Below are 23,002 nucleotides of genomic sequence, written 5' to 3' on the forward strand. Positions count from 1 at the left end.
CCGCTGCCGCTCACGTAGCCGGCCCTACCCGGGGCCGCGGTGCCCTTGACGCCAACCGCTTTGGTGCCCATGGCGCCCAAGGCCGCCACACCGACCAGGGTGCCGCCCGCCGCGGTGAAACCGGAGCCGCCGCTGCCGACGATCGCGACGGCCGGAGTGGCCAGTCGCATGAGCGCGGGCAGCACGAACGCCACGCTGCACAGCAGCACGATGGCGACCAGCATGCGCTGGGCCTGCTCACCGTCGGGCAGGCCGCCCGTCGGGGTGAGCGAGTCGACGTGGCCTGCCGTGGTGAACGCGATCATGTAGACGATCGCGGCCACCGGTTTCCACAGCATGAAGGCGATGATCCAGCCGATCAGCTTCTGATAGGACTGCTTGCCGATGTTCATCCCGGAGGCCGCCGCCGCCAGCGGCAGCACTCCGGCCGCGATCACCAGCAGGCCCTGCCGCACGATGGCGAGCACGATCTGCGCCAGCGCACCGAGCAGGCCGACGATCGCGATGATCAGCACCAGGCCCGGCGAAAACGCTTGCAGCTTGCTGGTTTTCACCATCAGCTCGGCGAGGTCCTTGGCGTTGCCGTTGGTCGAGTCGTCGATGATCCACTCCGCGAAGCGGTCCGACGCCTGCGTGCCCGCGACGATCACCGCGCCGAGCATCCAGGAGCTGAATATGACGCGGGTGAACATCCGGAACGATTCGGCCGCCTCGTTCATCGCGGCCCCGCGTCTGGCTTCGGCCAATCGCGCCCCGGAGAGGATCACCGACGCTATCAACAGCAGGATCTGCGCTTGATAGGTGTAGTCGTTGATCTTGGTGAACAGCGAACCGGAATCGCTGGCCGCCTCGTTGGGCACCTTCATCCAGAAGGTCAACGCCAGGATGATGGCCTCACCGAGACCGTTCATCAGCGAATCGACCACCTTGCCGAAGGTGGAATCCCAAGCCTTGTCCTTCACCGCCGTCGCCGCCTGGTCGGGATGCGAGGCGGCATTACCCGCCTTGCAGGCGGCGGACGCGGCGTCGCCGAGGCTGAAGCCGGGCAGTCCGACGCCGTCGAGAGTGTCGTGAATTTCATTGCACGTATCGTCGAAGCCGTACGTCTGTCCGTAGGCCACGGTCGGAGTTGCGATCATCACTGTGAAGATGACCGCAAGGATTGTGACTAGCCGCCTCACCATTGTGTCCACCCATCGATCGAACCGATCGTCTCGAGCGGCTGTGCGTCGCCCGCGGACGACTTCAGTTTCCAGCCGCCGTCACGCCATATCACGTTGAGTCTCATGGCCACCCAACTTCGCCCGCCGTGCAGGAACTCACGTGTCTTGCGGGCGACCCGAACAACAGCGAAATCGTCACCATAGCTTTCGATTCGAAAAGCGTCGGATGCGTAAAGCAGGGGCTTGGCACTCTCCGGCAAGACGTCGGGCACTTTGCCCGCGGCGATCTTGCGCTCCCGATCGGCGAGCTCCTCGGGCGCGAGAATCACCAACTGCTGCCACAGCGTGCGGTCAGTGGGTCGCGCCACGGTCCTCCAGTAGATCTGCTCGGCGGCCAGCGCGGCACCCTGCGGGGTCTTGGCGAAGCCCGACGGCACACCGTTGTCGATGCGCGCCGGTCCATCGGTCGTCGAGAAGGGAATGATCGGGCCGCCGTATACCTGTTGCCAACCGCCCGGCTGAGTCGTCCCGCCCGGCGCACCGGTCTGCCACTCCGGATCGGTCGGCGTCCGGGGCGCGCCCGACTGCGAAAGAGCCTGTCCGGCAGGATTGTTCGAGATATCGAAACGATGGCCGAAAGAGTCCGCACCGGAACTCACGAATGACGACGCGGCAGTCGGCCCGCCAGACGGATTCGCCGATGTGGTCGTCTTTTGCGCCACTCGATCATGTGGCGCGTCATCCCGGACAGCAACCACAGTGACGACTGCCGCGACCGCCACCGCGAGTACGGCACCCGCGCCCAGCACAGCCGGCGGCATGTGCCCGGAAGGCCTTCTACGGCTCACCACTGCGTCCACCCCGTCAGCGACTCGAGATACTCCATCTGCGTGTTGTTGTTGGTCGACGGCTTCAGACGCCAGTCGCCCGCGTCCCACACCATGACCAGGCGCGTCGCCACCCACAGCCGTTTGCCGTCCACCACCGGTCCCCTGGTGGCCAGCCGGACGATGGCGAGATCGTCGGCGTAGTCGTCCACTTTGAACGCGTCCGAGGCGACGAAGTAGCGGGTCACCTTCTCCGGCTGCTGCTCGGGCAGGCGGTCGTCGGCCAGGGCCTTGTCGTAGGCGGCGATCTGCTGGGCGGAGACGCGGACCTGGCGCACGTACAGGTCGCGGTCGGCGGGTCGGGCATTGAGCCGGTAGGTGATCTGCGCCGCGGCCAGTACCGCGCCCTGCGGGGTGTGCGCGTACCCGACGGCCAGGTCGTCCTCGATCCGCGTCGGCCCGTCGGATGTGGAGAACGGGACGGAGGCGCCGTACACCCGCTGCCAGCCGTGCGGTTCGGCGGTGCCCTGCGGCGCCGCGGTCAGCCAGTCCGGGTCGGTGGGCTTGCGCTGCCGGGAGGGATCTTGCGGAAGCGGTTGTCCGGCAGGGTTGTTCGGGATATCCACGCGCCTGCCGAGGATGTCCACCTCGGGGCTCGCGAAGCCGGTGCCGCCGGAACCCGCGGTGACGGCGGGGGCCCCGCCGGCCTGCTCCTCGTCGCGGCTGACGAAGACGAAGATGCCGACCACCACGATGAGCGCCAGCACGGCGGCGGAGGCGACGATGCCGAAGGAGACACGGTCGCGCGCGTACGACTCCCTGTCGCTCACGTCGGTGCCTCCACTTTCACGATGTCGGTAGGTACTGCGTCGATCGGATCGATGGGTCTGGCGGTCGCATCCGGATCGGGCAGCCGTAATCTCCAGTCCTCGCCGAACCACTCGACGGCCGTGTGGTGCACCGCCTTCGATCGGTCGGAGTATTCGGTGTACACGTCGACGGTGGAGTGCCGGTCGGTGTAACCGGTGATCTTGTAGCCGAGCAAACGGGGCGCGAACTCCGGGGCCGCCGGGCCCGTGATCGACAGCTGCACCCGGTTGATCGCCCACTCGTCCTTGGCCGAGCCCGGAACGACCTCTCGGGCAGCAACTTTCGCCCATTGCGTGTCGGCGGCTACCGCCAGCCGCACCGAATGGGTCAGCGCGGCGATGGCCGCGCCGCGTGGCGAGTGCTCGAAACCGGTCGCCGCGCCGTCGGCCGTCGATCGCGGCCCTTGGGCGGTGTGCGGCAGCGGCACGCCTTGGAACGGCTGCCATCGCACATCGGTGGGCGCGGCCGAGAGGTCCGGCCCCGCCGGGTCCGCGTTACCGCCGCAGCCGACCGCCGCGAACAGCAGCGCGGCGCCCACGACTCCGGCCGCGGGGCGGCGGATGTCGCGCCGCCACGCCGCGGAGTCCGCCGGCCGCAGTACTGTCGAAGTCATTCCCGCGTCGTCCCCGTCCCGTTCCGGCGGCTCACGCGGGCAGGAACGCCAGGGCGATCCCCGACGCCGTGCTCGCCACCACAGCACCCAGCAGGCTCATCAGCACGCCGTGCGAGGCGTCGTTCATGGCCAGGTCGCTGCGGAAGGTCAGCCACAGCTTCCCCGCGGACACGATCATCCAGGCGAGGCAGACCAGAAGGACGAACCACAGCAGCCAGTTCAGCAGCTGCATCAGCGGTGCGAGGACATCGGCGGGCATCTGCTTGTAGGCCAGCAATTCGGCTGCGGGCATGCGCACGGTACTCATCGCGACCTCAGGTCCCGATGACGGCGTTCATGATGGTGCCCGCGCTGGTGGCGACCACGCCGCCGATCATCGCGCCCGCCACCATCTTCGGCGACTCCAGACCACCGCCGGTCCACTTCTCCCAGGCGAACTTGCCACCCGCGTAGACGATGCCGCAGATTCCGGACAACAGCACGAACCAGGTGAGATACCGCACCAGCTGCAGGATCTTCTCCGAGCCCGGCGGCGCCTCGGGCGTCGGATTACCGACTTGCGCGAGGACGGTGCCGTACGTGTCCTGCACGGCGAGGAGGAGCGTGCTCATCGGATGCCTTTCTCGAATAGTAGGTGGTTGTCGCCGATCCGATGCGGACGATCACTCATCGGACGGCTTACGAAGATCCGGTGACCGGCGGTCGTAGCTGGCCTCCTCCAGTGCCGTCCGAGCGGCCGCCACGATGTCGGCGCCGAGCTCCCGGACATCGAGCGGGACTTCCTCCAGCAGATCGAGCTTGCGTTTCCTGGATGGCATCGGATCGCCGGGCGACCACACCGGCAGTTGCTCCGGTTCGACCAGCGTCCACTCCTCGTACCACGGCACCTGCCACACCTGTCCGGCCAGGGAGCCGACCACGTCGCGGTAGCGCCGGATCTCGGGAGCCATCCGGCCGGGCCGCGCAGCGACGGTGATCAGGCCGAGTACGTCGGAGGGACCGGCGAAACCCGAAAGATGTTGGCGCAGAAGGTCGTGCGCGCGGGACAGACCGGCGATGGTCTCTCTGGCGACGAGGACGACGAACGGACTTTCGCGGTCGAAGACGCCGGGCCAGCGGCGGCCCGAATCCGCCGCGGGCGCAAGCACATGCGCGAGGGTACTGGCTCCGGCTCCCCCGTGCACACCCAGTAGCCAGACCAGCGGCGCACGGCCGACACCCGGTACGGGGCGGTCCCAGATGGCGGCACGGCGGGACTCCGGCGGGGCGATCACACCGGCGGGCGCGGGGTCGGGCTGACGCGGAAAAATCATGGCGGCGGTCATGATGCCACCCCGGCGAGCAAGCGCCCATACGCCCGGCGCGTCTCGGCGGCCAGCGAGGCGTGCCGCACGAGTTCACCACGGGCCAGGTGCGGATCGTAGGGAATCTCCGTGATATCGCGGACCCAGCCTGACAGGTGCTCACGCAAATGCTCGGCTACCCGGGAGTCGTCGCCGGGATATTGATGGGAGATGACGATCGTCGTGTCGCCGACGACACCGCCGCCGTGCCCTTCCCCGGTATCCCCGAACTGGTCGTCGAGCCATTCCAGCGCGACCCGCAGTCGGTTGGCCGCATCCGTGCGGGCTGGAATGGCAAGCACCAGAGCCACATCCGCGTCATCGAGCAGAGGGAGCAGTTGCCGGGCGGCAATCGGATGCCCGCCGTCGTAGACGGCGGTGTATCCGGCGTCGCGCACCGCACGGGCAACCGTGAGATAGGTCGCACGCCTGCGCAGCGGCGCGGCGTCACGCCAGAGCAGACCGATGCCCGAAGTCGCGCGCGACAGGCATTCCTTCAGCGGGGCGGGTTCGTCGTCACCGCGTCCGTACAACCAGGACTGCAGGCTGATCGGGTGCAGATGCTCGTCCGCGCCGCGCAGCGCGAGATCGCTACCGGCCGTGGTGGCATCCACCGCGACCGTCGGGGTACCGCCCGTGCCGAGTTCACCCGCCAAGCCCAACGCCGTCGTGGTGGTACCCGCGCCACCGCACCCCCCGACCACCAGGATCGGCCGCTGCGCCGGATGATCCGCCTCGGAGCCGTCATCCTTGCCGCGCCGCAACCGCACCACCGGAGCCTTGGAACGCACCGGCCGGCTCGGCGCCGCGCCATCCCCGGGCGCTTCGTCGAGCCAGCGGCTCCAGTCCTCTCCCATCGCTTCTGCTCTCCTCTATCCGGCCGCGATGCCCGTGATCAGGGTGCGGCCGTCGATCACCGCGGTGGTGACCGTCTGCCTGTTGTACGTGGCGGGCGCACCGCCGGGCCGGTACTCGGTGACCTCCACCGAGTACCGGTTGTCACCGACTGTCACGATCCGCACGCAATGGGTCGTGCCCGCCGGGACGGAGTCGATGCCCCGCTGGATGACCCAGGCCGGCTGGACATTGGCATCCGGTGCGACGACCGCGCGGGCTCGCTCCCCGGAGCGTTCCACGTAGTACGCGTACTGGAACGACAGCACCACATCCGGCCCGGAGTTCGTGCCGCCCGCCTCCGAGCTGCGCATGATCGCGTCACTGCGCTCGGTCGGGCAGGCGCCGGAACCCACCGCGCGCGGATTGCCGACCGCCTGGGCTCCGCCGACGGTGAGCTGCACCGACGCGGACACATGCGAGTCCCTCGGCAGCGCGGCGCGATCGGCGGCGGCGCGCAGCAGGAGCAGCACTCCCACGGCCGCGACGGCGATGATCAGCACCGCCGCGATCACGATGAGCAGCAGCCGGGCCCGGCGCACCGCCGGGTGGTCACGGGCGGCCTTCCGCAGCGCACGCGACGCCGCGGGACGCGGCTGCTCGACCGGCTCGTGCTCGTCGTCGTCGGCCCACGGGAACGGCACGGGATCGACCGGCCGGGGCGCGACGTAGTCGTCGTCCGGACCGGGCGCATGGCCGGTCACCACCCAGTCCGACCACCCACCGGTGAACTCGCTGCGCTGGGCGGGCAGGTCCGCGGGGACCTCCTCGGGCTTGCGCTGCCACGGCTGGTCGTCATCGCGGATGTAGTCTGGGAACCGCGCGGGCCCCTCGTCGTCCGCGGGGATGATGACATTCGCCTCATCCGGCTTGTCTTTCTCCTGTGCACCGGTCTCCGGCTCCAAAGCGCCGTACCAGCGGGAAAGCTGTTTGTACGACTTCAACATTCCCCCATTCCCGCGGAGCAGGGCACGCAGTATCGCATCGTCGGACCCTCTCGGCGATCAGTTCGTGGAGAACGGGTAGGCGTTGGGTATGCCGGTTCGGTCGGTGGGCGGAATCGATGTCACGCCGCTGGATGAGGCGCCATCGGCTCCTGTCCCGAACGGAAATTGTCCCGTACCGGACGAAGTCGGCGTGGGAGACGCGCCGGAGCCGTCCCCGGAGAATCCGGTCGGCAGCTTCTCCAGCACCGGCCGTGGCTCGGCCTTACCGCCGAAGGCGTCGGCGATGTCGCGGGCCAGCGCCGCGAGCCAGTCGGCGACGAATTGCGTGGGCGCGGCGCCGTCGGCCGAGACGGTCGCGCTGGTGTAGGCGGTATGGCGCTGCACGGTGTCCCAGTAGCGCACCCACGTCGTCGTGTTCAGCAGCTCGCTGTTGTCGGTGATGTTCTGCACCACCGCGTCGAATGCCTGGGTGATCAGCCGGACCCCGGTGGTCGGCGGAATCAGCTGCGGAACGGCGCCGACCAGTTCGGCGCCGAGCCTCAGCAGGGCGGCGGGCGGATCGGCCAGGCCCGCGGTGGCCAGTTCGGAGATGTTCGCCGAGTCGATCACCGTCCGCACCACTGCGATCACCGAGTTCAAGCCGATCATGCCGATTTTCAGCAGCGCCTGCAGCGCCCCGGGCAGATTCAGCGGCGTACGCGGGTCCGAGGCGTCCGCGAGGCGCTGCGAGATCGACTTCTCCGGCGAGATCGACAGGGTGGCCAGCGAATTGCCCTGAACGTCCTCGTCGAGCACCCGGGTCGCGGTCTTGATCGAGGTGAACGCCAGCGCCTGCGCGATCGATACCAGCGAGCCGATCGGGTCGCCGCCGCTGAGTTTGGACTGACCGGCTACGTTGGCGACCGCCCGCAGGATCGGCGCGCCGTCCGGAGCGTCGCAGGCGAGATCGCCCGCCGCGCAGAAACTCGCCACCCGTCCGGTGAGCGCCCCGAAGTTCGCGGCCTTGTCCCGTTCCGGGCCGATGCCGCCGCCGGTGGCGGGGGCCTGCGGCAGCGCGGCGATGGATTCCAGCCGGTCGCCCGAGGTTCCCGGCGCGGGGTCCGGTGTCGCCTTGCCCGGCGCGCCGGGGAACAGCGGTGCGCCGGGATTGCGGGTCGGGTCGGCGAACAACGCGACCGCCGCGACCCGCTCGGCGGGCAGCACGCCGCGGCCCTGGCCGATCTCCTGCGCGAACATCGACGCGACATGCGCGCCCTGCGAGTACCCGACCACCGCGAAACGACTGTTCGGGCAGGCGGCGGCGACGGTCTCGGCCATGCTCCGCAAACGGGTGAGGCCGCCGGACACCGAATCCCAATAAGGCACCACGCCACCGGCTGTCGCCCCGCCGAAGCCGGATTCGTATGGCACGTAGGCCCGGTCGACCAGACCGGTGTCGGAAGCTTTCGCCATCATCGGCCGGAAAACGGTGGAGAGCATGCCCGTGTCGGTGCTGGGCGCGGCGTCCGGAGAGGACTCACCGGTGCCCTGAATTCCCAAGGCGTACAACGCGGGACAGGTCGTGAGACGGATCTGCGTGGAGGGCCCGGCGGGAACCGACGGCTCCGCTGCGGCGACACCGGCGGTCGCCACAGCCACGGCGAGTGCTACCAGCATCCCCGAGAGTCTTGCCGTGTATCCAGTCATAGCGATCCGCAATCAAGTCGTCTGCCGCAGGTACCTCAACGCCATGAAACGCAATAGACGGTAACAGATTCCGGCTATTACTGCCGCATCGGCGGAAAACTTCCACGACACACCGAAGTGAACGCACCACACTCTGGCGCGTTCCTGGTTTCAGTCCGACAAGTTTCCGACAGTCCGCCCCGAATGGCAAGGCCGGAACCGGCTTCGCGGCAACCGAAACGCCTTGAGCCGTTGGCTATTTGACAGCTACTCGCAGGTTGATCACGCGGCGGAGGTGACGCGATAGACGTCGTAGACGCCCTCCACGTTGCGCACCACATTCAGCAGGTGCCCCAGGTGTTTCGGATCGCCCATCTCGAAGGTGAACTTGCTGATCGCCACCCGGTCGCCGTGCGTGGCCACCGAAGCGGACAGGATGTTGACCTTCTCATCGGCCAGTACCTTGGTCACGTCCGACAGCAGTCGCGTGCGATCGAGCGCTTCGATCTGGATGGCGACCAGGAAGACCGAGGACGGCGAGGGCGCCCAGGACACCTCGATGATCCGCTCGGCCTGCTCCCGGAGGGAGCCGGCGTTCGTGCAGTCGGTGCGGTGCACGCTCACCGCGCCGCCGCGGGTCACGAAGCCCATGATCTCGTCGCCGGGCACCGGAGTGCAGCACTTCGCCAGCTTGGCGACGGTGCCCGCGGCGCCGGGGATCAGCACGCCCGCGTCACCGGTGACCCGCTGCCTGCTCGGGGTCGTCGACGGGGTGGAGCGCTCGGCCAGCTCGTTCTCCACGTCGCCGATGCCACCGAGTTGCGCCATCAACCGCTGCACCACGTGGTGCGCGGAGACCTGGTGCTCGCCTACGGCGGTGTAGAGCGTCGAGATGTCGGTGTAGTGCAGCTCGTGGGCCACCGCGGTCATCGCGTCGACGCTCATCAACCGCTGCAGCGGCAGCCCGACCCGGCGGACCTCCTTGGAGATCTGGTCCTTGCCGCTCTCCAGCGCCTCCTCGCGCCGCTCTTTGGCGAACCACTGGCGAATCTTCGCCTTGGCGCGCGGGGACACCACGAAGTTCTGCCAGTCACGGCTGGGTCCGGCGTTCTGCGCCTTGGAGGTGAACACCTCGACGACCTCGCCGTTCTCCAGCTGGCGCTCCAGCGCGACCAGCCGCCCGTTCACCCGGGCGCCGATGCAGCGGTGCCCCACCTCGGTGTGCACGGCATAGGCGAAGTCCACCGGCGTCGACTTCTGCGGCAGCGTGATCACGTCGCCCTTCGGCGTGAACACGAAGATCTCCGGCGATTTCAGGTCGAAGCGCAGCGACTCCAGGAACTCGGCCGGGTCCGCGGCCTCCCGCTGCCAGTCCAGCAGCTGGCGCATCCACGCCATGTCGTCGACCTCGGCGGTGTCGTTGGAGTGCTTGCCGCGAGTCTCCTTGTAGCGCCAGTGCGCGGCGATGCCGAACTCCGCGGTGCGGTGCATGTCCTGGGTGCGGATCTGCACCTCCAGGGGCTTGCCGTCCGGTCCGACCACGGTGGTGTGCAGCGACTGGTAGACGCCGTAGCGCGGCTGGGCGATGTAGTCCTTGAACCGCCCCGCCATGGGCTGCCACAGCGAGTGCACCACGCCGACGGCCGCGTAGCAGTCGCGCACCTCGTCGCACAGGATGCGGATGCCGACCAGGTCGTGGATGTCGTCGAAGTCCTTACCCTTGACGATCATCTTCTGGTAAATCGACCAGTAGTGCTTCGGGCGACCCTCGACGATCGCGTTGATCCGGGAGGCGGCCAGCGTGTTGACGATCTCGGCCCGCACCTTCGCCAGGTAGGTGTCGCGCGAGGGCGCGCGGTCGGCGACCAGCCGGACGATCTCGTCGTATTTCTTCGGGTGCAGGATCGCGAAGGCGAGGTCCTCCAGCTCCCACTTCACCGTCGCCATACCGAGGCGATGGGCGAGCGGAGCGATGACCTCCAGCGTCTCCTTGGCCTTCTTCGCCTGCTTCTCCGGCGGCAGGAACCGCATGGTGCGCATGTTGTGCAGCCGGTCGGCCACCTTGATCACCAGCACGCGTGGGTCGCGGGCCATCGCGATGATCATCTTGCGGATGGTCTCCGCTTCGGCGGCGGCGCCCAGATTGACCTTGTCCAGCTTGGTGACGCCGTCGACGAGGTGGGCGACCTCGGAGCCGAAGTCCTGGGTGAGCTGTTCGAGGCTGTATCCGGTGTCCTCCACCGTGTCGTGCAATAGAGCGGCCACCAGCGTGGTGGTGTCCATGCCCAGTTCGGCGAGGATGTTGGCCACGGCGAGCGGATGGGTGATGTAGGGATCACCCGATTTGCGGAACTGATGCTTGTGTCGCTCGTCGGCCACGTCGAACGCCCGCTGCAGCAACGTCAGGTTGGCCTTCGGGTACAGCTCGCGATGCACGGTGGCCAGGGGCTCGAGTACCGGCTTGACCGCGGCGATACCGCGCTGACCGGTCATGCGGCGGGCCAGCCGCGCCCGCACCCGGCGCGAGGCCGAGGTCGGGACCGCGGAAGAGGTGCCCGGCTGACGCGGAGGCGACGCATTCGCCGGCGCCTGCGGTTTCGCGGCATCGGTGGCGCCCGCACCGTTCGGCTGCGGGCCCGACGTCGATTGCTCGACTTTCGCCTCGCCCAGATGCTGAGTCATGCCACCACCTCTCCGCGCCTCGATCGGACCACCCTATCCGACCGGTGCAACCTCCCGGACCACCAACTTTAGTCCGGGCGCAGCAGCAACGTCCGCTCCACGAACCAAGGATGCGCGCGAGGGTGTCGCGACGCAGAACGCAGGCGGGCCCGCAGAGGTCCCGACCACTCCGGACAACCGTCACATATGGCAGGTTCACGATGCGCCGGACGCGGTGGCCATCGCGTGACCCATCACCACTGATACTCCTTCCCACCTGCGAAAACCGGCCCTTCGACCACCTCGGGGTGAATTTGCCGCCTCGTGGATCCGAACATGTCGGACACACGGGTCGGAGCGAGAGCCGGGGAACGATGCCGGGCGAGGGCCTATCAGCGGATCGCGGCGGGCATGGGTTCGGACATCGGTGTCCGGCCGGGTCCGGGCTCGAAGCGGAGAGTGCGACCGTCGAGATCGGCGCCGGGGGCGACGTCGAAGAGGTCGAGCACCGTGGGGGTGACGTCGACCAGCGTCGCTCGGGTACTGGTGGCGCCGGGCCGGAAGTCCGGGCCGCGAGCGATGACGAAGTTGGTCGTCTCGTCCGGGGATTGGCCGCCGTGCCCGCCCCTGGGCAGGTGGCCGTGGTCGGCGGTGACGAGTACGGTCCACCGCTCGGCGGGATGGGCGGCGGCGCGAGCGTCGACCGCGGCGACGATGCGACCGACCAGAGCGTCGGCGCGCGTGACGGCGTTCAGGTAGGCCCGCGAAGCGCCGCCCGCGTCGTGACCGGCGCGGTCGACTTGGTCCAGATGGGTGAACAGCAGGTCGGGCGCGAATCGGCCGATCGCGGCGACCGTGGCGTCGGTGGTGGCGGCGTCGGTGCGGGACTCGTCCGGATCGTCCGGCACGGGCGCGGTGGAGACGACGACGTCGGCGCGCGGGTCGCCGCTGCCGGTCATGGTGGCGATCTGGTCCCAGGTGGCGATGGACTGGGTCTTCAGCGCCGGTCGAGCCCGCTCGAGCCGGGTGAACACCGTCGGGTACCGCGCGAACGGGGCGGCGGTGAACCGGTTGTCGGTGATGCCGTGTTTGCGATCCCACACGCCGGTCAGCACGGTGGCCCAGGACGGACCCGAGATGGTGATGTGCGGAGCGATCGAGGAACGGCTCAGCAAGCCTTCTCCGCTGAGCCGCAGCAGATTCGGCGCCCGCACCTGCTCGACCTTGCCGTACATCAAGCCGTCCAGGCCGATCACGACCACCTTCGCCGTCGGAGCCTCCCCCTCGGCGACTCCGGTCGCGGACAGCGGAAGGAAGACGGCCGTCGCGGCGGCAACGACTTTGGACAGCAGTTGCGCTCGGCTCATACCGCGACCATGCGGGACCCGCGGGCAGACGCGATAGCCCGCCACGGCAGTGTTCATGGACGTTTCATCAAGGGCCACACTGTCGGTAGCCTCACTGAACACGCTCTGAACAATGAATAGCGGCAAGCTATATCCGAACTTCACGGCCGGTCGCGGCCAGGTGAACGTCGAGTTCCGCATCCGTGTGCCGATCGACCGTCGCGCACGGCTTTCGCACCATCGCTTGACACGCCTTCGCCGCTGTGGCCGACTGGCCGTCGTGACCGCAGCGCGCAACACCGAATGCCTCCGCGTCGCCGCCGTCGGCGACCTGCATATGCGCGCGGCGGTCGCCGGACGTTTCCGCTCCGACTTCCTGCGCCTTTCCGGGAACGCCGACATCCTCTTACTGGCAGGCGATCTCACCGATGGCGGCACCCGCGTGGAGTCGGAATTGCTCTGTGCCGAACTCGACGGTGTTCCTGTACCGGTGGTCGCCGTGCTCGGCAATCACGACCACGATCAACGATCGGGTTACCTGATAGCGGCACAGCTCACCGCGTTGGGCGTCCACGTGCTGGACGGCACCGCGATCAGCCTCGACATCGGGGGAATCCGGGTGGGCATCGCCGGAGTCATGGGCGGCAGCGGCGGCTTCCCGGGCCATCCAGGCACACCGGAGGAGGGTTCCGCCGAACACCGCGCCCGCATGCGCCGCGGCCCACTCGACGCCCTTCGCCTCCGCCAGGCCCTCGACCTGCTCGACTGCGAAACCCGCATCGCGCTCACGCATTTCGCGCCGGTCATCGACACGTTGGCCGGTGAACCGCCCAAGATCTACGCCGGACTCGGCTGCGATGATCTGGCCGGGGCCATCGACGCGGGCAGAGCGGTGCTGGCCGTCCACGGACATGCCCACGGTGGAACGGAATTCGGGCGCACCCAGGGCGGCGTGCCGGTGCGCAATGTCTCCTACCCCGTGCTCGGGCGCGCCTACGCCGTCTATGAGGTCGACCCTGGCTCGCGTCCGACGGATCGCGAGCAAGTTCCGTCCCCGCCATGACGGTCGCCCGCTCGCTGCTGCTGTTCGCCCTCGCCGCGCTCGCCGAGATCGGCGGAGCCTGGCTGGTGTGGCAGGGCTGGCGGGAACAGCGTGGCGTCGTCTGGATCGCCGCGGGCGTCCTCGCTCTCGGCGTCTACGGCTTCGTCGCGACCTTCCAGCCGGACCCGAACTTCGGCCGTATCCTCGCCGCCTACGGCGGTGTCTTCGTCGCGGGATCGCTGGCCTGGGGCATGCTGGTGGACAAGTTCCGCCCCGATCGCTGGGACTATCTGGGCGCGGCGATCTGCCTGGTCGGGGTCGGGATCATCATGTACGCACCGCGCCGCTGACCGCAGGCCCTTCGATCGACCTCGACGCGACATCCCGCACTGTCGTTCACTCCTGCGCGCCGAAGGCCCACACTGCCGCGGGTCGGCCGGTCGCTTTGACGCGACGCCGTTCGGTGGTGCGCGCCAGCCCCGGGATGGCCGCCAGCGTCCGGTTCAGGTTCGCGGCGTCGGGACGGGCTCCGGACAGCGCTGTGACGGCCTCCACCGCCTTGGTCGCCGGAAATTCCTCGCCGAGCAGGGCCCTGGTGAATGTCAGGTCCTTCCACAGCAACCGCGTCAGGACGTCGCGGGCCACCGCGACGATGCGATTGTGGTCGAAGGCCAATTCGGGCACCTCGTCGAAGGCGGTCCACCGCGCCGGTCCCTCGTGCGGTCCCACCACCGCCCACATCGCGATCGAGAGCGTCGGCCCGCGCGGGTCGCGGTTCGGCTCGTCGAAGGTCACCAATTGCCCCACCGAGCCGATGGCGGCCTCCGGGACGTCCAATTTGGTGTGCACCGCGCGCCGTGCCGCGACGGCCAGCCGCTCCCCCCGTCCGAGCAGCACACCGGGCAAGGCGAGCTGCCCCGCGAACGGTTCCATCGCCCGGGGTGCGATCCCGAATCGGACGCCGCCGTCCTCGTCCCAGAACCGCAACGCCACGACATCCACCGACACAACGGACTGCTCCACGGCCACCCATCCTGCCCGAACCGCCGCGCGGCAGGCGGACCCATCTCCCGGAATGTCTGCGCGGACGATCACGCCGCGACGGGATACGCCGTGCGGGTGCGGTGGCGGCGGCCGGGGCCGTCGGCGGTGAGGACGACCGGCACACCGAGCGTCCTGGCCAGCCACGGCACCGGGTCGTCCGGCATTTCGGCGAGGACGGGCTCGGCGCGCGAGAGCAACCGGGTCAGCTCCCGCTGGTGGTCCAGGTCCTGCACGCGTCCGGCGGGCACCCGATCCCAGGCGACGCCCTCCACGGTGTAACCGGTTGCGGCGTAACGCCTTCCGGGCACATCCAAGTGGTTGACGGCGAGACCGTCGACACCGCCCGATACCTCGATGGCGTAGCGCAGCAGCACCGTGTCCAAGTGCCCGAGACGGAATTCGCCTTGGTAGCGGCCTGCCGCATTGTGCGGCTCGGGCAGGGCGAGACCTGGATCCTCGGTGGGGAAAGGGCCCGCGCCGTGGCGGGTCTGATAGGTGCGGGTGACGCCGAGCACATAACCGCGCGCACCGATCTCGGCGAGCATCGCGCGCGCGTTGCGCGGCTCGACCGTCGACCAGGTGGTGTGCGGATGGAACCCGCGCCACTCGTCGAGCAGGACGCCTTGGGCGCCTTCGAACACCACCGTGCCGCGCCGCGCGAACCGAGCCAACTGGTCGTCGCCGACGATCGGGACCGCTGCGGCGAACTCCCGGTACATGTCGACCAGGTCATCGATCGGCTCGTAACGATGTTCGCTCGACGCGATGAGCGGCCCGTAGTACGCCGCCAGCGCCCGCAGCTTGCGGCGCAGCACCCGGGGTCGCAGGCAATCCGACACGGTCGGTGCCGTGTGCGCCAGCGCGTACCCTGCGGTCTCGCCGATCCCACGGCCGCACGAACCGTGCCGCGCGCGACCCCGCGCATCCTCGCGGGCACGGTTGGCGGCGATGTGGATCGGCGTGGTGAGCAATGCCCGCCCGTCGATCCGTAACAACGACAGCGGATCCCGGACGCCCAGCGCGGCCAATCCCCGAGCCTCGGCGGCCAGCGCGATCGGTTCGACCAGCATGTGGCGCGACAACAGTGTCGGGACACCCGCGAACGTCCCCGATCCGAACTGCGCGAACGTGTGATGCCGTCCGTCGGCGATCACGTTGTGCGCCGCCTGCGCCCCGCCGTTGAACCGGACCACGGCGGCGACCTGGAATCCCGACCCGGGGGCGCAGAGCCAGTCGACCGTCGCGCCCTTGCCCGCGTCCCCGAAACCGAGATCCACGACGATGATGTGCGATCCGAACATCGTTCGCCCCGGCTTCACCCGCGGCCGCGCGGCAATGCCCGCGCTCGCCCACCGACGGCCCCGAGCGCCTTGCCCACCGACGCGGCCTCGGCCACGGACCCGACGTCACGCAAGTCCGCCAGTCCGGCGGCCAGGTCGACGCGACCTTCCGCCAATCCGATCGTCAGCGCGATGAGTTCGCACACCGCGGCCGGGTCGTCCAGGCGCAGGAAGTTCTGGCCGAGCAGCTCATGCCAGTGCTCGGCGATCTCCGGGTCGTGGAAGTAGCTGGACTGGTTGGGCAGGATGTAGTGCACGTGCCAGCGTTCGGCGAGTTCGCGGTAGATGGATTCCACCGAGATGTCCTGGCGCACACTGTCGCCGATGATCGCGCGGATGTGACGGGAGGCCAGCCGCGGCTTGTTCAGCTCGTCGCCGATCAGGAACAGATAGCCCTTCTTGCGCCGCTTGTCCCAGGCGTCGGTCGCGATGTGCGTCGCCAGGAAATAGGCGGCCAGTTCGTAGCTTTCGGACTTCTGCCCACCGCCGCCGCCCTCCAGGAAGATGGCGCGCAACTGCTCGTCCATCCGGTTGTCGGATTCGAACTGGCCGATCTGCAACGGCACGCGGTCGGTGTCCGCGTCGCCGATCGCGCCGAACAGGATCTGCGGGTCGTCCGCGTAACCCTTGCGCCGCAACAGACCGTGCAGAGTACCCAGCTTGTCCTGCATGATCCGCGGCACCCGCCCCATCGATCCGGTGACGTCGAACAGCACCGCGATGGGCAGCGAACTGCCGTGCTCGGCCGAATCCCGGCATTCGCGCACCGTGACGCCGAGTGGATCCAGCGTCGGGTGCACCCGCCACTCGGCGTGCGGCTCGGCCCGCATGTCGGCGGTGTAGCCGAAGTCGTCGATGCCGCGAGCGGCGCGGAAGGTCTTCGCCGCGCGGTAGGCGGAGTCGTCCCAGTTTCCGTATCCCATGTGATCACGCCCTCTCTTTGTTTTAGTGTACGTGACTAAAACTAGGGCGGTCAAGGATCGCGAACATCGGCCGTCCGCCCGAGCTATGGGTAGTACCTCGACGACGCGCACCGGAGCCGGGCACCACCAATCGGTGCCTGGCTCCCGTGCACGTGCAGGCGCATGGTCGCAGCCCGCGCGGTTCGCGCCCCACCCTGCTATCAGGCACCGCTGCCGGCTCGGCCTCCGCCTGTCGCCGGGAGGCCGGTTCCGCGCCCGCAGCGGCTCTCGACGGCGACGGCAGGTCAGGTCACCAGCGTCTCCGCCAATCCCTCCGCGGTGAGCTCGAGACGACGAGTCACCCCGATGTCGTCGAGGAAACGCGGATCGTGGCTGACCACGATCAGCGCCCCCTCGAAGCTCGCCAGCGCCTGGGTCAGGTGCTCCAGGCTGGGCAGGTCGAGATTGTTGGTCGGCTCGTCCAGCAACAGCAGTCGCGGCGCCGGATCGGCCAGCAGCAGCATGGCCAGCGCCGCGCGCAACCGTTCACCGCCCGACAGCGCCGCGGCCGCGACATCGGCGTCCGCGCCGCGGAACAGGAAGCGGGCCAGCTGCGCCCGGATCCGCTCCGCGGACGCGTGCGGCGCCGTCGAGGCGACGTTCTCGAAGACCGATCGCCGCTCGTCGAACACGTCCAGCCGCTGCGGCAGCATCCGCCACGGCACCTTCGGCCCCTCCTGCGCGATGCGCCGCAGCAACGTCGTCTTGCCGACGCCGTTGCGTCCGGTCAGCGCGATCCGCTCCGGACCGGACACCCGCAACGTCACCGTGGGCCCGCACGCCAGCTCGACCCGTTCCAGCTCGATCACGTCCTGGCCGGGATACAACCGCGTGCCGGGTAGCTCCACCCGGATCTCCCGATCGTCGCGCAACAGCTCCTTCGCCTGCTCGAGCTGCTCCTTGGCGGTGTCCAGCTTCTCGATGTGGTTGTTGCGCAGCTTGCCGGCCGACACCTGCGCCTGGCGTTTGCGTTCGTTCATGATGATCTTCGGCTCGCGCTTCTGATCCCACATCTTCTGCCCGTATCGCTGCCTGCGGTCCAGCTTGATGCGCGCCTCGACGAGTTCGCGGGCCTGCTTGCGGACATCGCTGCGCGCGTCGCGGATCGCGGCACGAGCCGCTTCCTGCTCGGCGGCGACGATCCGCTCGTACTCGCTGAAATTTCCACCGAACAGCCGCAATTCGCCGTGGCGTAGCTCCGCGATGGAGGTCATCCGCTCGAGCAGCTCACGATCATGGCTGACCGTGAGCACCGTGCCGGAGAACTGTTCGACCACCTCGTAGAGCCGTGCGCGCGCCATCCGGTCAAGGTTGTTCGTCGGTTCGTCCAGCAGCAGCACGTCCGGCTCGGCGAGCAGCTCGGCGATCAGTCCGAGCAGCACCGTCTCGCCGCCGGAGAGGGTGTCGAGCGTGCGATCGAGCTGCTCCACCGAGTCGGCGACGTAGTGCAGTCCGAGCCGGGCCAGCAACGCCAACGCCCGCTCCTCGACATCCCAGTGATTACCGACCAGATCGAAGTCGGCTTCACCGCCCGACCCGGACTCGATGCGGTGCAATGCCTTTCGCACCTCCCCGATGCCCAGGACCGAATCGACGCGCTGCCCCGCACCCAGGCCGAGATCCTGGCGCAGATACCCGAGATGCCCGATGACGGTGACGGACCCGCGAACGGGCTTCAGCTCCCCCGCGATCAACCGCAGCAAAGTGGACTTGCCCGCACCGTTACCGCCCACCAGGCCGATGTGACCGGGACCGAGGACGGCGTCGAGGCCGTCGAAAACGGGGGTGCCGTCCGGCCAGCCGAAAGTGAGATCGGAAAAAGACAGATTGGTCATGCCTGCTCCTGGAGGTTGCGACGAATGACGGCGCGCGAATGCGGGCCGCACGAGTGGCTACCTCAAATGAGCAACGGCAGAACTCCGATCAACGGGGATAAGACCTGTCCAGATTAGACACAACTCGGCCGATTGCGCCAGTGCAATTCGGATCACACGTCCGCTTCAGGACGACGCGCCGATGATGACGGACGCGGCCGCAGGGAGCGGATAGGGACGTTCCTCGGGGAGAGCCCGCGCCGTCGCCTCCAACTCCCCCGCGGCTATCATCCGGCGCAGCTGCCGCGCTTCCTCGGTGACATCGCGGATGCCGATGATCCATCGGTCGAGGTAGTGCTCTACCGCGATACCCGCCAAGCCCACCTGCACAGAGCGGTACGACAGGGGCCGGTGTGCGAGATCTCGTTCCGGGTCCCATTGGATGCGCGCCGGACTCGTTTGGAGCCGCTCCGCCCATGCCCGCCGATCCGGGAACAGTTTCGGCTCGTAGTGGCTTAGACAGGCATGCGCCAGCGCCCACTCGAACCCGGAACGGGTGATCGTGACCGCCAGAACTCGTTCCTGGCCGGGCTTGCTCGCCCAACCGCAGCGATACATCATCCACAGGAACGAGGGCTTGATCCACGTCATCCGCTCGCGGCGGAACGGGGCTACGAAAGTTCCTGCGGCCAGGGCGGATTCCGCGATCTCCGGGGCGTATGCCTGATAGACGACGATCGTGTTCTCGTCGTAGACCGCCCGAATCCGGCGCGGCGGCTCGTCAGCTCGCATGCCGCGATCCTGACAGCCACCGCGGTCCAGGGCAACGGATTTCCGCTACGCGCAACCCGCTGCGAGTGGCGAGCGGATCCGAGGCATGGCTCAGAGCTGGACGATGGAGGTCAGCGGGTAGTCGCCCTGCCGTGCGCGCCCGCCGAGGAAGCCGAGTTCCAGCACCACCGCGGCGGCGGCCACCTCGGCGCCCGCCTGCTTGAAGATTTCGGCGGCGGCCGCGAGCGTGCCGCCGGTGGCGAGCACGTCGTCCAGCAACAGGACGCGACGGCCCGCCAGTTCGATGCCGTCCGCGGGAATCTCCAGCGCGGCAGTGCCGTACTCGAGGCTGTATTCGCGGCTGATCACCGGCGGCGGCAGCTTGCCCGCCTTGCGGATGGCGAGCACGCCGGTGCCGAGGGATGCGGCGACACCGGCGCCGAGCAGGAAGCCGCGGGCATCGACGCCCGCCACCAGATCTGCGTCGGGCGCGCACGCGGCCAGGCAGTCGACCACCGCGCGGAAGCCCTCGGCGTCCGCGAACACGGGGGTGAGATCCGCGAAACGCACACCGGACGTGGGAAAGTCGTCGTGCCAACGGGTCAAACGGTCGACCACCTCGGCGGCTTTGGTGGTCCGTTCGGCGGCTACGTCCGCGGATTCGATTGCCGCGTGCTTACTCATCGACACCTCTCCATGATCCCATCACCCACACCGTCGGTCACCGCTCGAGCACCCACCGGTCCATGTTCCAGCCGGAGCCGGCCTGGGTGGGGGCGGCGATCCCGTTGCGCAGCCCTTTGCCGAAGGCGATCGTGCGCGGAGTGGCGAACAACGGGATGCTCGGCAGCTCCGCCCACAGCAGGTTCTCCGCCTCGGTGAGCAGATTCAGCTGTACGGCCGCGCTGTCGTCGGCCCCGAGCTGATCGGTGATCGCATCGTAACGGCCGTTGCCGAACCGTCCGAAATTGAGCCCGCTACCGGTGCGCAACGCGCTGGTCGCGGCCTCGCCCCCGAGCGAGCCCGCCGGACCGGGCGCCGCGGCGGTGCTGCCCAGGACGGCGTCGACCTTGCCCTCGGTGAGCCGGGCGGGAGTGAAGTCGGGCGCACCGGCGTCCACCACGGTGATGCCCGCCGGTTTGCAGGCCTCGGCGATCATGGCGACGGTCTGCGCGCGGCGATCGTCCGGACCCTGATAGCCGATCCGGACGGTCGGGTTCGGCGCACCGGAGGCCGCGACCGCCCGGGTCGCGTTCGCCACGTCGCCACCGGAGTACTTGTTCGCCGCGCCGATGACCGCCGGGTAGAACAGGGAGTCCTGCTGCACCACGTGCGCGTCGAGCGGGCCTGAGCCGAGCCCGGTCTTCGGTGCGTCCGGCGCCTTGCCGAGCTTGTCGAACAGCGTCTGACGTGGCAGGCACAACGCGAACGCGCGGCGCGCCTCGACCGAGGCGAACACGCCGCCGGTCGACAGCACCAGTTGCTCGGCGCCCCGGCCGGGCATGGTCTGCACCGAGAAGCCGTTCAGATTCAGGTCTTTCACCGAATGCGCACCGATGTCGAGCACACCGACGGCGTTGTCGCCGACCTTCTGCTTCAGGTCGAAGGTCTTGGGCCAGACGACGATTCGCCCGGTCGCCGGTTTGTTGCCCCACCACCGCTCGTTGGCGACCAGCACCAAGCCGTCCTCGCTGCCGAACGACTCGATGCGGTACGGCCCCGACGAAGGAAACCGCGACAGGTCCAGCCGGCCGTCGGCCGGGATGGTCCATCCGGTGTTCCAGAATTCCGCGATCCTGCCGAGAGCATTCGGGTCGCCGGTCTGCAACGCCGACACGACATTGGGCACGTTAGCGACTCGGGCCGCGACGTGCGCGGGCACCAACTCGCCCGCCGTGAACAGAGTGCGCCACGGCAGGTAACGCCGACCGGGCCGGAACACCACCGTGGCATCCCGCGAACCGGGCTGGCAGTCGACGCGCTCGATGTCGTCGTAGCCGCTGGTGCTCGCGGCGTCGAAGAGCGGAACCGCGCCGCGGTCACCAGGTTTGGTGTACCGCCCGCTGCGGGCGGCCCAGGCCAGCACCAAGTCGTCACATGAGGTCGGCACACCGTCGGAGTACACGCCGTCGGGATTGAGGCGGTACTGGATGGTCTGCGACTCGCCCGGCACCTCCTTGGCGGTCCCGAAGTCGGTGTCGGCGACCTGCTGGCCGTCCGGACCTGTGTAGAAGAAACCGGTGAGCACCCGGGAGAACACCGCCGACGAGCCGGAACTCGTTCCGAGTGTGCTGCCGCCGTTATAGGTGGCGATGGTGGCATCGGTCGCGTAGCCGATGGAGGGAACCTGGTTCTTACTGGAGCAGCCGACCATCAACCCGGCGGCCAGCGTGCCCGCAGCGAGCGCTCCGATCAGTCGTACCGCACCGCGTGGCTGTCGCATGAAACCCCTGTCTGGTGTCAGTTCCGCCTTTTGTGCCGCTTACCGCTCGGGCGCGCACCGGGTCGCGGTGTCTGCCCCGCCGCACGCTGTCCGCGCGGCGTCTCGCCGAAATCCCGGCCCGATGCCATGCTCGCCCGGCGCTCGGCCGCGACGCCTGCCCGGGCGCCGGCCGCACCGGCCCGCTTGGCGAGGACCTTCTTGGTGTGCGCCGCCACCGGCCCCCAGCGCTCTTTGATCGAGACCAGCAGCGGAGTCGCGAAGAAGATCGAGGAGTAGGTGCCGACCAGCAGACCGACCAGCTGCACCAGCGCCAAGTCCTTGAGGGTGCCCACGCCGAGCATCCAGACCGCGATCACCATCAAGCCGACGATCGGCAGAATACCGATCAAGGCGGTGTTGATCGAGCGCATGAGGGTCTGGTTCACCGCGAGGTTGGCCTGCTCACCGTAGGTGCGCCTGGTCAGGTGCAGGATGCCGTGGGTATTCTCCTCGACCTTGTCGAACACAACGACCGAGTCGTAGAGCGAGAAGCCGAGGATCGTCAGGATGCCGATGACCGTGGCCGGGGTGACCTCGAAGCCGACGAGCGAGTACACGCCCGCGGTGACCGTGACGTCGAAGGCCAGCGCCGCCAGCGCCGCGATGGCCATGTGCGGTTCGAATCGGACCGCGATGTATACCGCGACGAGCACGAGGAACACCGCGAGCGCGATGAGCGCCTTGCGGGTGATCTGGCTACCCCAGGTCTCGCTGACGTCGGAGGTGCTGATCGCGGCCCGGCTCGGGTTGCCGGACTTGTCCTTCGGCTGGAACTTCGCGAACAGCGCGTTGTTCAGCGCCTCGACCTGCTGCTGGTCCAGCGCCTCGGACCGGATCAGCATGGTGGCCGATCCGCCGGTACCGACGGTCTGCACCGAGACCGGATCGGTGCCGATAGCGCCGCGGTAGGCCTCCTCCGCCGCGCTGGTGGTCGCGTTCCCCGCCGGGAACTGGATGCGCGAACCGCCCTCGAAGTCGATGCCGAAGTTGAAGCCGCGGAAGAGGATGCTGCCCAGCGAGACGAGCACGATCGCGGCGGTGATCAGGTACCACATCCGGCGCTTGCCGATGACGTCGATGGCGCCGGTACCGGTGTAGAGGCGGTTGAGGAAGCCGTGCTTGGGCTGCTGCGGGCCGCCGACCGCCGCGAACACGTCGGTGATCTCGGTAGCGCTCGTCTTGTCGAGCGAGGGGGTGGTGTGGCTGTTGGTCATCGCG

22 protein-coding genes are annotated in these 23,002 nt (G+C 68.7%); 2 read left to right on the top strand and 20 right to left on the bottom strand.

Annotated elements, in window-relative coordinates:
• The 12 genes from NA8_RS09740 to NA8_RS09795 all read right to left on the bottom strand — a co-directional run.
• Positions 1 to 1,139: conjugal transfer protein TraG N-terminal domain-containing protein (locus NA8_RS09740; protein WP_245663746.1), on the bottom strand; the 1,139-nt coding region annotated here is incomplete at its 3' end.
• A 38-nt stretch (positions 1,140 to 1,177) separates the two neighbouring features.
• Positions 1,178 to 1,885: a DUF8175 domain-containg protein gene (locus tag NA8_RS09745; RefSeq protein ID WP_218019433.1), complete on the bottom strand. Its 708-nt coding sequence runs from the start codon at positions 1,883 to 1,885 to the stop codon at positions 1,178 to 1,180.
• A 122-nt stretch (positions 1,886 to 2,007) separates the two neighbouring features.
• Complete coding sequence (locus tag NA8_RS09750) at positions 2,008 to 2,820, bottom strand: DUF8175 domain-containg protein (protein ID WP_063050070.1); 813 nt, start codon at positions 2,818 to 2,820, stop codon at positions 2,008 to 2,010.
• The gene (locus NA8_RS09755) at positions 2,817 to 3,473 is read right to left on the bottom strand and encodes a DUF8175 domain-containg protein (protein WP_245663747.1); all 657 of its coding nucleotides are present in this window, start codon (positions 3,471 to 3,473) and stop codon (positions 2,817 to 2,819) included. The genes NA8_RS09750 and NA8_RS09755 overlap by 4 nt, the downstream gene beginning before the upstream one ends.
• 31 nt (positions 3,474 to 3,504) lie before the next feature.
• Positions 3,505 to 3,780, bottom strand: coding sequence for a hypothetical protein (locus tag NA8_RS09760; protein ID WP_040867663.1), 276 nt, complete (start codon positions 3,778 to 3,780; stop codon positions 3,505 to 3,507).
• A gap of 7 nt (positions 3,781 to 3,787) precedes the next feature.
• Positions 3,788 to 4,084, bottom strand: coding sequence for a hypothetical protein (locus tag NA8_RS09765; RefSeq protein ID WP_039799032.1), 297 nt, complete (start codon positions 4,082 to 4,084; stop codon positions 3,788 to 3,790).
• A 51-nt stretch (positions 4,085 to 4,135) separates the two neighbouring features.
• Positions 4,136 to 4,798: a DUF6668 family protein gene (locus NA8_RS09770; protein ID WP_063050071.1), complete on the bottom strand. Its 663-nt coding sequence runs from the start codon at positions 4,796 to 4,798 to the stop codon at positions 4,136 to 4,138.
• Positions 4,795 to 5,673, bottom strand: coding sequence for a MinD/ParA family ATP-binding protein (locus tag NA8_RS09775; RefSeq protein WP_063050072.1), 879 nt, complete (start codon positions 5,671 to 5,673; stop codon positions 4,795 to 4,797). The genes NA8_RS09770 and NA8_RS09775 overlap by 4 nt, the downstream gene beginning before the upstream one ends.
• Before the next feature lie 15 nt (positions 5,674 to 5,688).
• Positions 5,689 to 6,657, bottom strand: coding sequence for a DUF8176 domain-containing protein (locus NA8_RS09780; protein ID WP_063050073.1), 969 nt, complete (start codon positions 6,655 to 6,657; stop codon positions 5,689 to 5,691).
• A 57-nt stretch (positions 6,658 to 6,714) separates the two neighbouring features.
• Entirely contained in the window at positions 6,715 to 8,313 is a 1,599-nt protein-coding gene (locus NA8_RS09785; protein ID WP_063050074.1) for a cutinase family protein, read from the bottom strand.
• A 291-nt stretch (positions 8,314 to 8,604) separates the two neighbouring features.
• Complete coding sequence (locus tag NA8_RS09790; protein WP_063050075.1) at positions 8,605 to 11,004, bottom strand: RelA/SpoT family protein; 2,400 nt, start codon at positions 11,002 to 11,004, stop codon at positions 8,605 to 8,607.
• Positions 11,005 to 11,375: 371 nt separating this feature from the next.
• The gene (locus NA8_RS09795) at positions 11,376 to 12,407 is read right to left on the bottom strand and encodes an alkaline phosphatase family protein (RefSeq protein WP_245663748.1); all 1,032 of its coding nucleotides are present in this window, start codon (positions 12,405 to 12,407) and stop codon (positions 11,376 to 11,378) included.
• A gap of 202 nt (positions 12,408 to 12,609) precedes the next feature.
• Here NA8_RS09795 and NA8_RS09800 point away from each other — a divergent pair, with 202 nt between their 5' ends.
• Positions 12,610 to 13,392 carry a metallophosphoesterase family protein gene (locus NA8_RS09800; RefSeq protein WP_245663749.1) on the top strand — a complete coding sequence of 261 codons (783 nt, stop codon included), beginning with the start codon at positions 12,610 to 12,612 and terminating at the stop codon, positions 13,390 to 13,392.
• Positions 13,389 to 13,721: a YnfA family protein gene (locus NA8_RS09805; protein ID WP_063050076.1), complete on the top strand. Its 333-nt coding sequence runs from the start codon at positions 13,389 to 13,391 to the stop codon at positions 13,719 to 13,721. The genes NA8_RS09800 and NA8_RS09805 overlap by 4 nt, the downstream gene beginning before the upstream one ends.
• A 46-nt stretch (positions 13,722 to 13,767) precedes the next feature.
• Here the strand turns inward: NA8_RS09805 and NA8_RS09810 are convergent, their stop codons facing one another.
• From NA8_RS09810 to secF, 8 genes are all read right to left on the bottom strand, one after another.
• Positions 13,768 to 14,394: an NUDIX hydrolase gene (locus tag NA8_RS09810; protein ID WP_063050108.1), complete on the bottom strand. Its 627-nt coding sequence runs from the start codon at positions 14,392 to 14,394 to the stop codon at positions 13,768 to 13,770.
• Between the two features lie 68 nt (positions 14,395 to 14,462).
• Positions 14,463 to 15,716 carry an adenylosuccinate synthetase gene (locus NA8_RS09815; protein ID WP_063050109.1) on the bottom strand — a complete coding sequence of 418 codons (1,254 nt, stop codon included), beginning with the start codon at positions 15,714 to 15,716 and terminating at the stop codon, positions 14,463 to 14,465.
• A 14-nt stretch (positions 15,717 to 15,730) separates the two neighbouring features.
• Positions 15,731 to 16,678 (bottom strand): hypothetical protein, encoded by a 948-nt coding sequence (locus tag NA8_RS09820; RefSeq protein ID WP_063050077.1) that lies wholly within the window; start codon positions 16,676 to 16,678, stop codon positions 15,731 to 15,733.
• Between the two features lie 284 nt (positions 16,679 to 16,962).
• Positions 16,963 to 18,552 carry an ABC-F family ATP-binding cassette domain-containing protein gene (locus NA8_RS09825; protein ID WP_063050078.1) on the bottom strand — a complete coding sequence of 530 codons (1,590 nt, stop codon included), beginning with the start codon at positions 18,550 to 18,552 and terminating at the stop codon, positions 16,963 to 16,965.
• A 165-nt stretch (positions 18,553 to 18,717) separates the two neighbouring features.
• Positions 18,718 to 19,323 carry a DUF4291 domain-containing protein gene (locus NA8_RS09830; protein WP_063050079.1) on the bottom strand — a complete coding sequence of 202 codons (606 nt, stop codon included), beginning with the start codon at positions 19,321 to 19,323 and terminating at the stop codon, positions 18,718 to 18,720.
• A 90-nt stretch (positions 19,324 to 19,413) separates the two neighbouring features.
• The gene (locus tag NA8_RS09835; protein WP_063050080.1) at positions 19,414 to 19,986 is read right to left on the bottom strand and encodes an adenine phosphoribosyltransferase; all 573 of its coding nucleotides are present in this window, start codon (positions 19,984 to 19,986) and stop codon (positions 19,414 to 19,416) included.
• Positions 19,987 to 20,023: 37 nt separating this feature from the next.
• On the bottom strand, positions 20,024 to 21,745 hold the full coding sequence (locus NA8_RS09840; protein ID WP_063050081.1) for an ABC transporter substrate-binding protein: 1,722 nt from the start codon (positions 21,743 to 21,745) through the stop codon (positions 20,024 to 20,026).
• A 17-nt stretch (positions 21,746 to 21,762) separates the two neighbouring features.
• Entirely contained in the window at positions 21,763 to 22,998 is a 1,236-nt protein-coding gene (gene secF / locus NA8_RS09845; protein WP_063050082.1) for a protein translocase subunit SecF, read from the bottom strand.
• Between the last annotated feature and the right edge of the window lie 4 nt (positions 22,999 to 23,002).

The organism is Nocardia arthritidis NBRC 100137 (genome assembly GCF_001612765.1).
GTDB classification, from domain to species: Bacteria; Actinomycetota; Actinomycetes; order Mycobacteriales; family Mycobacteriaceae; genus Nocardia; species Nocardia arthritidis.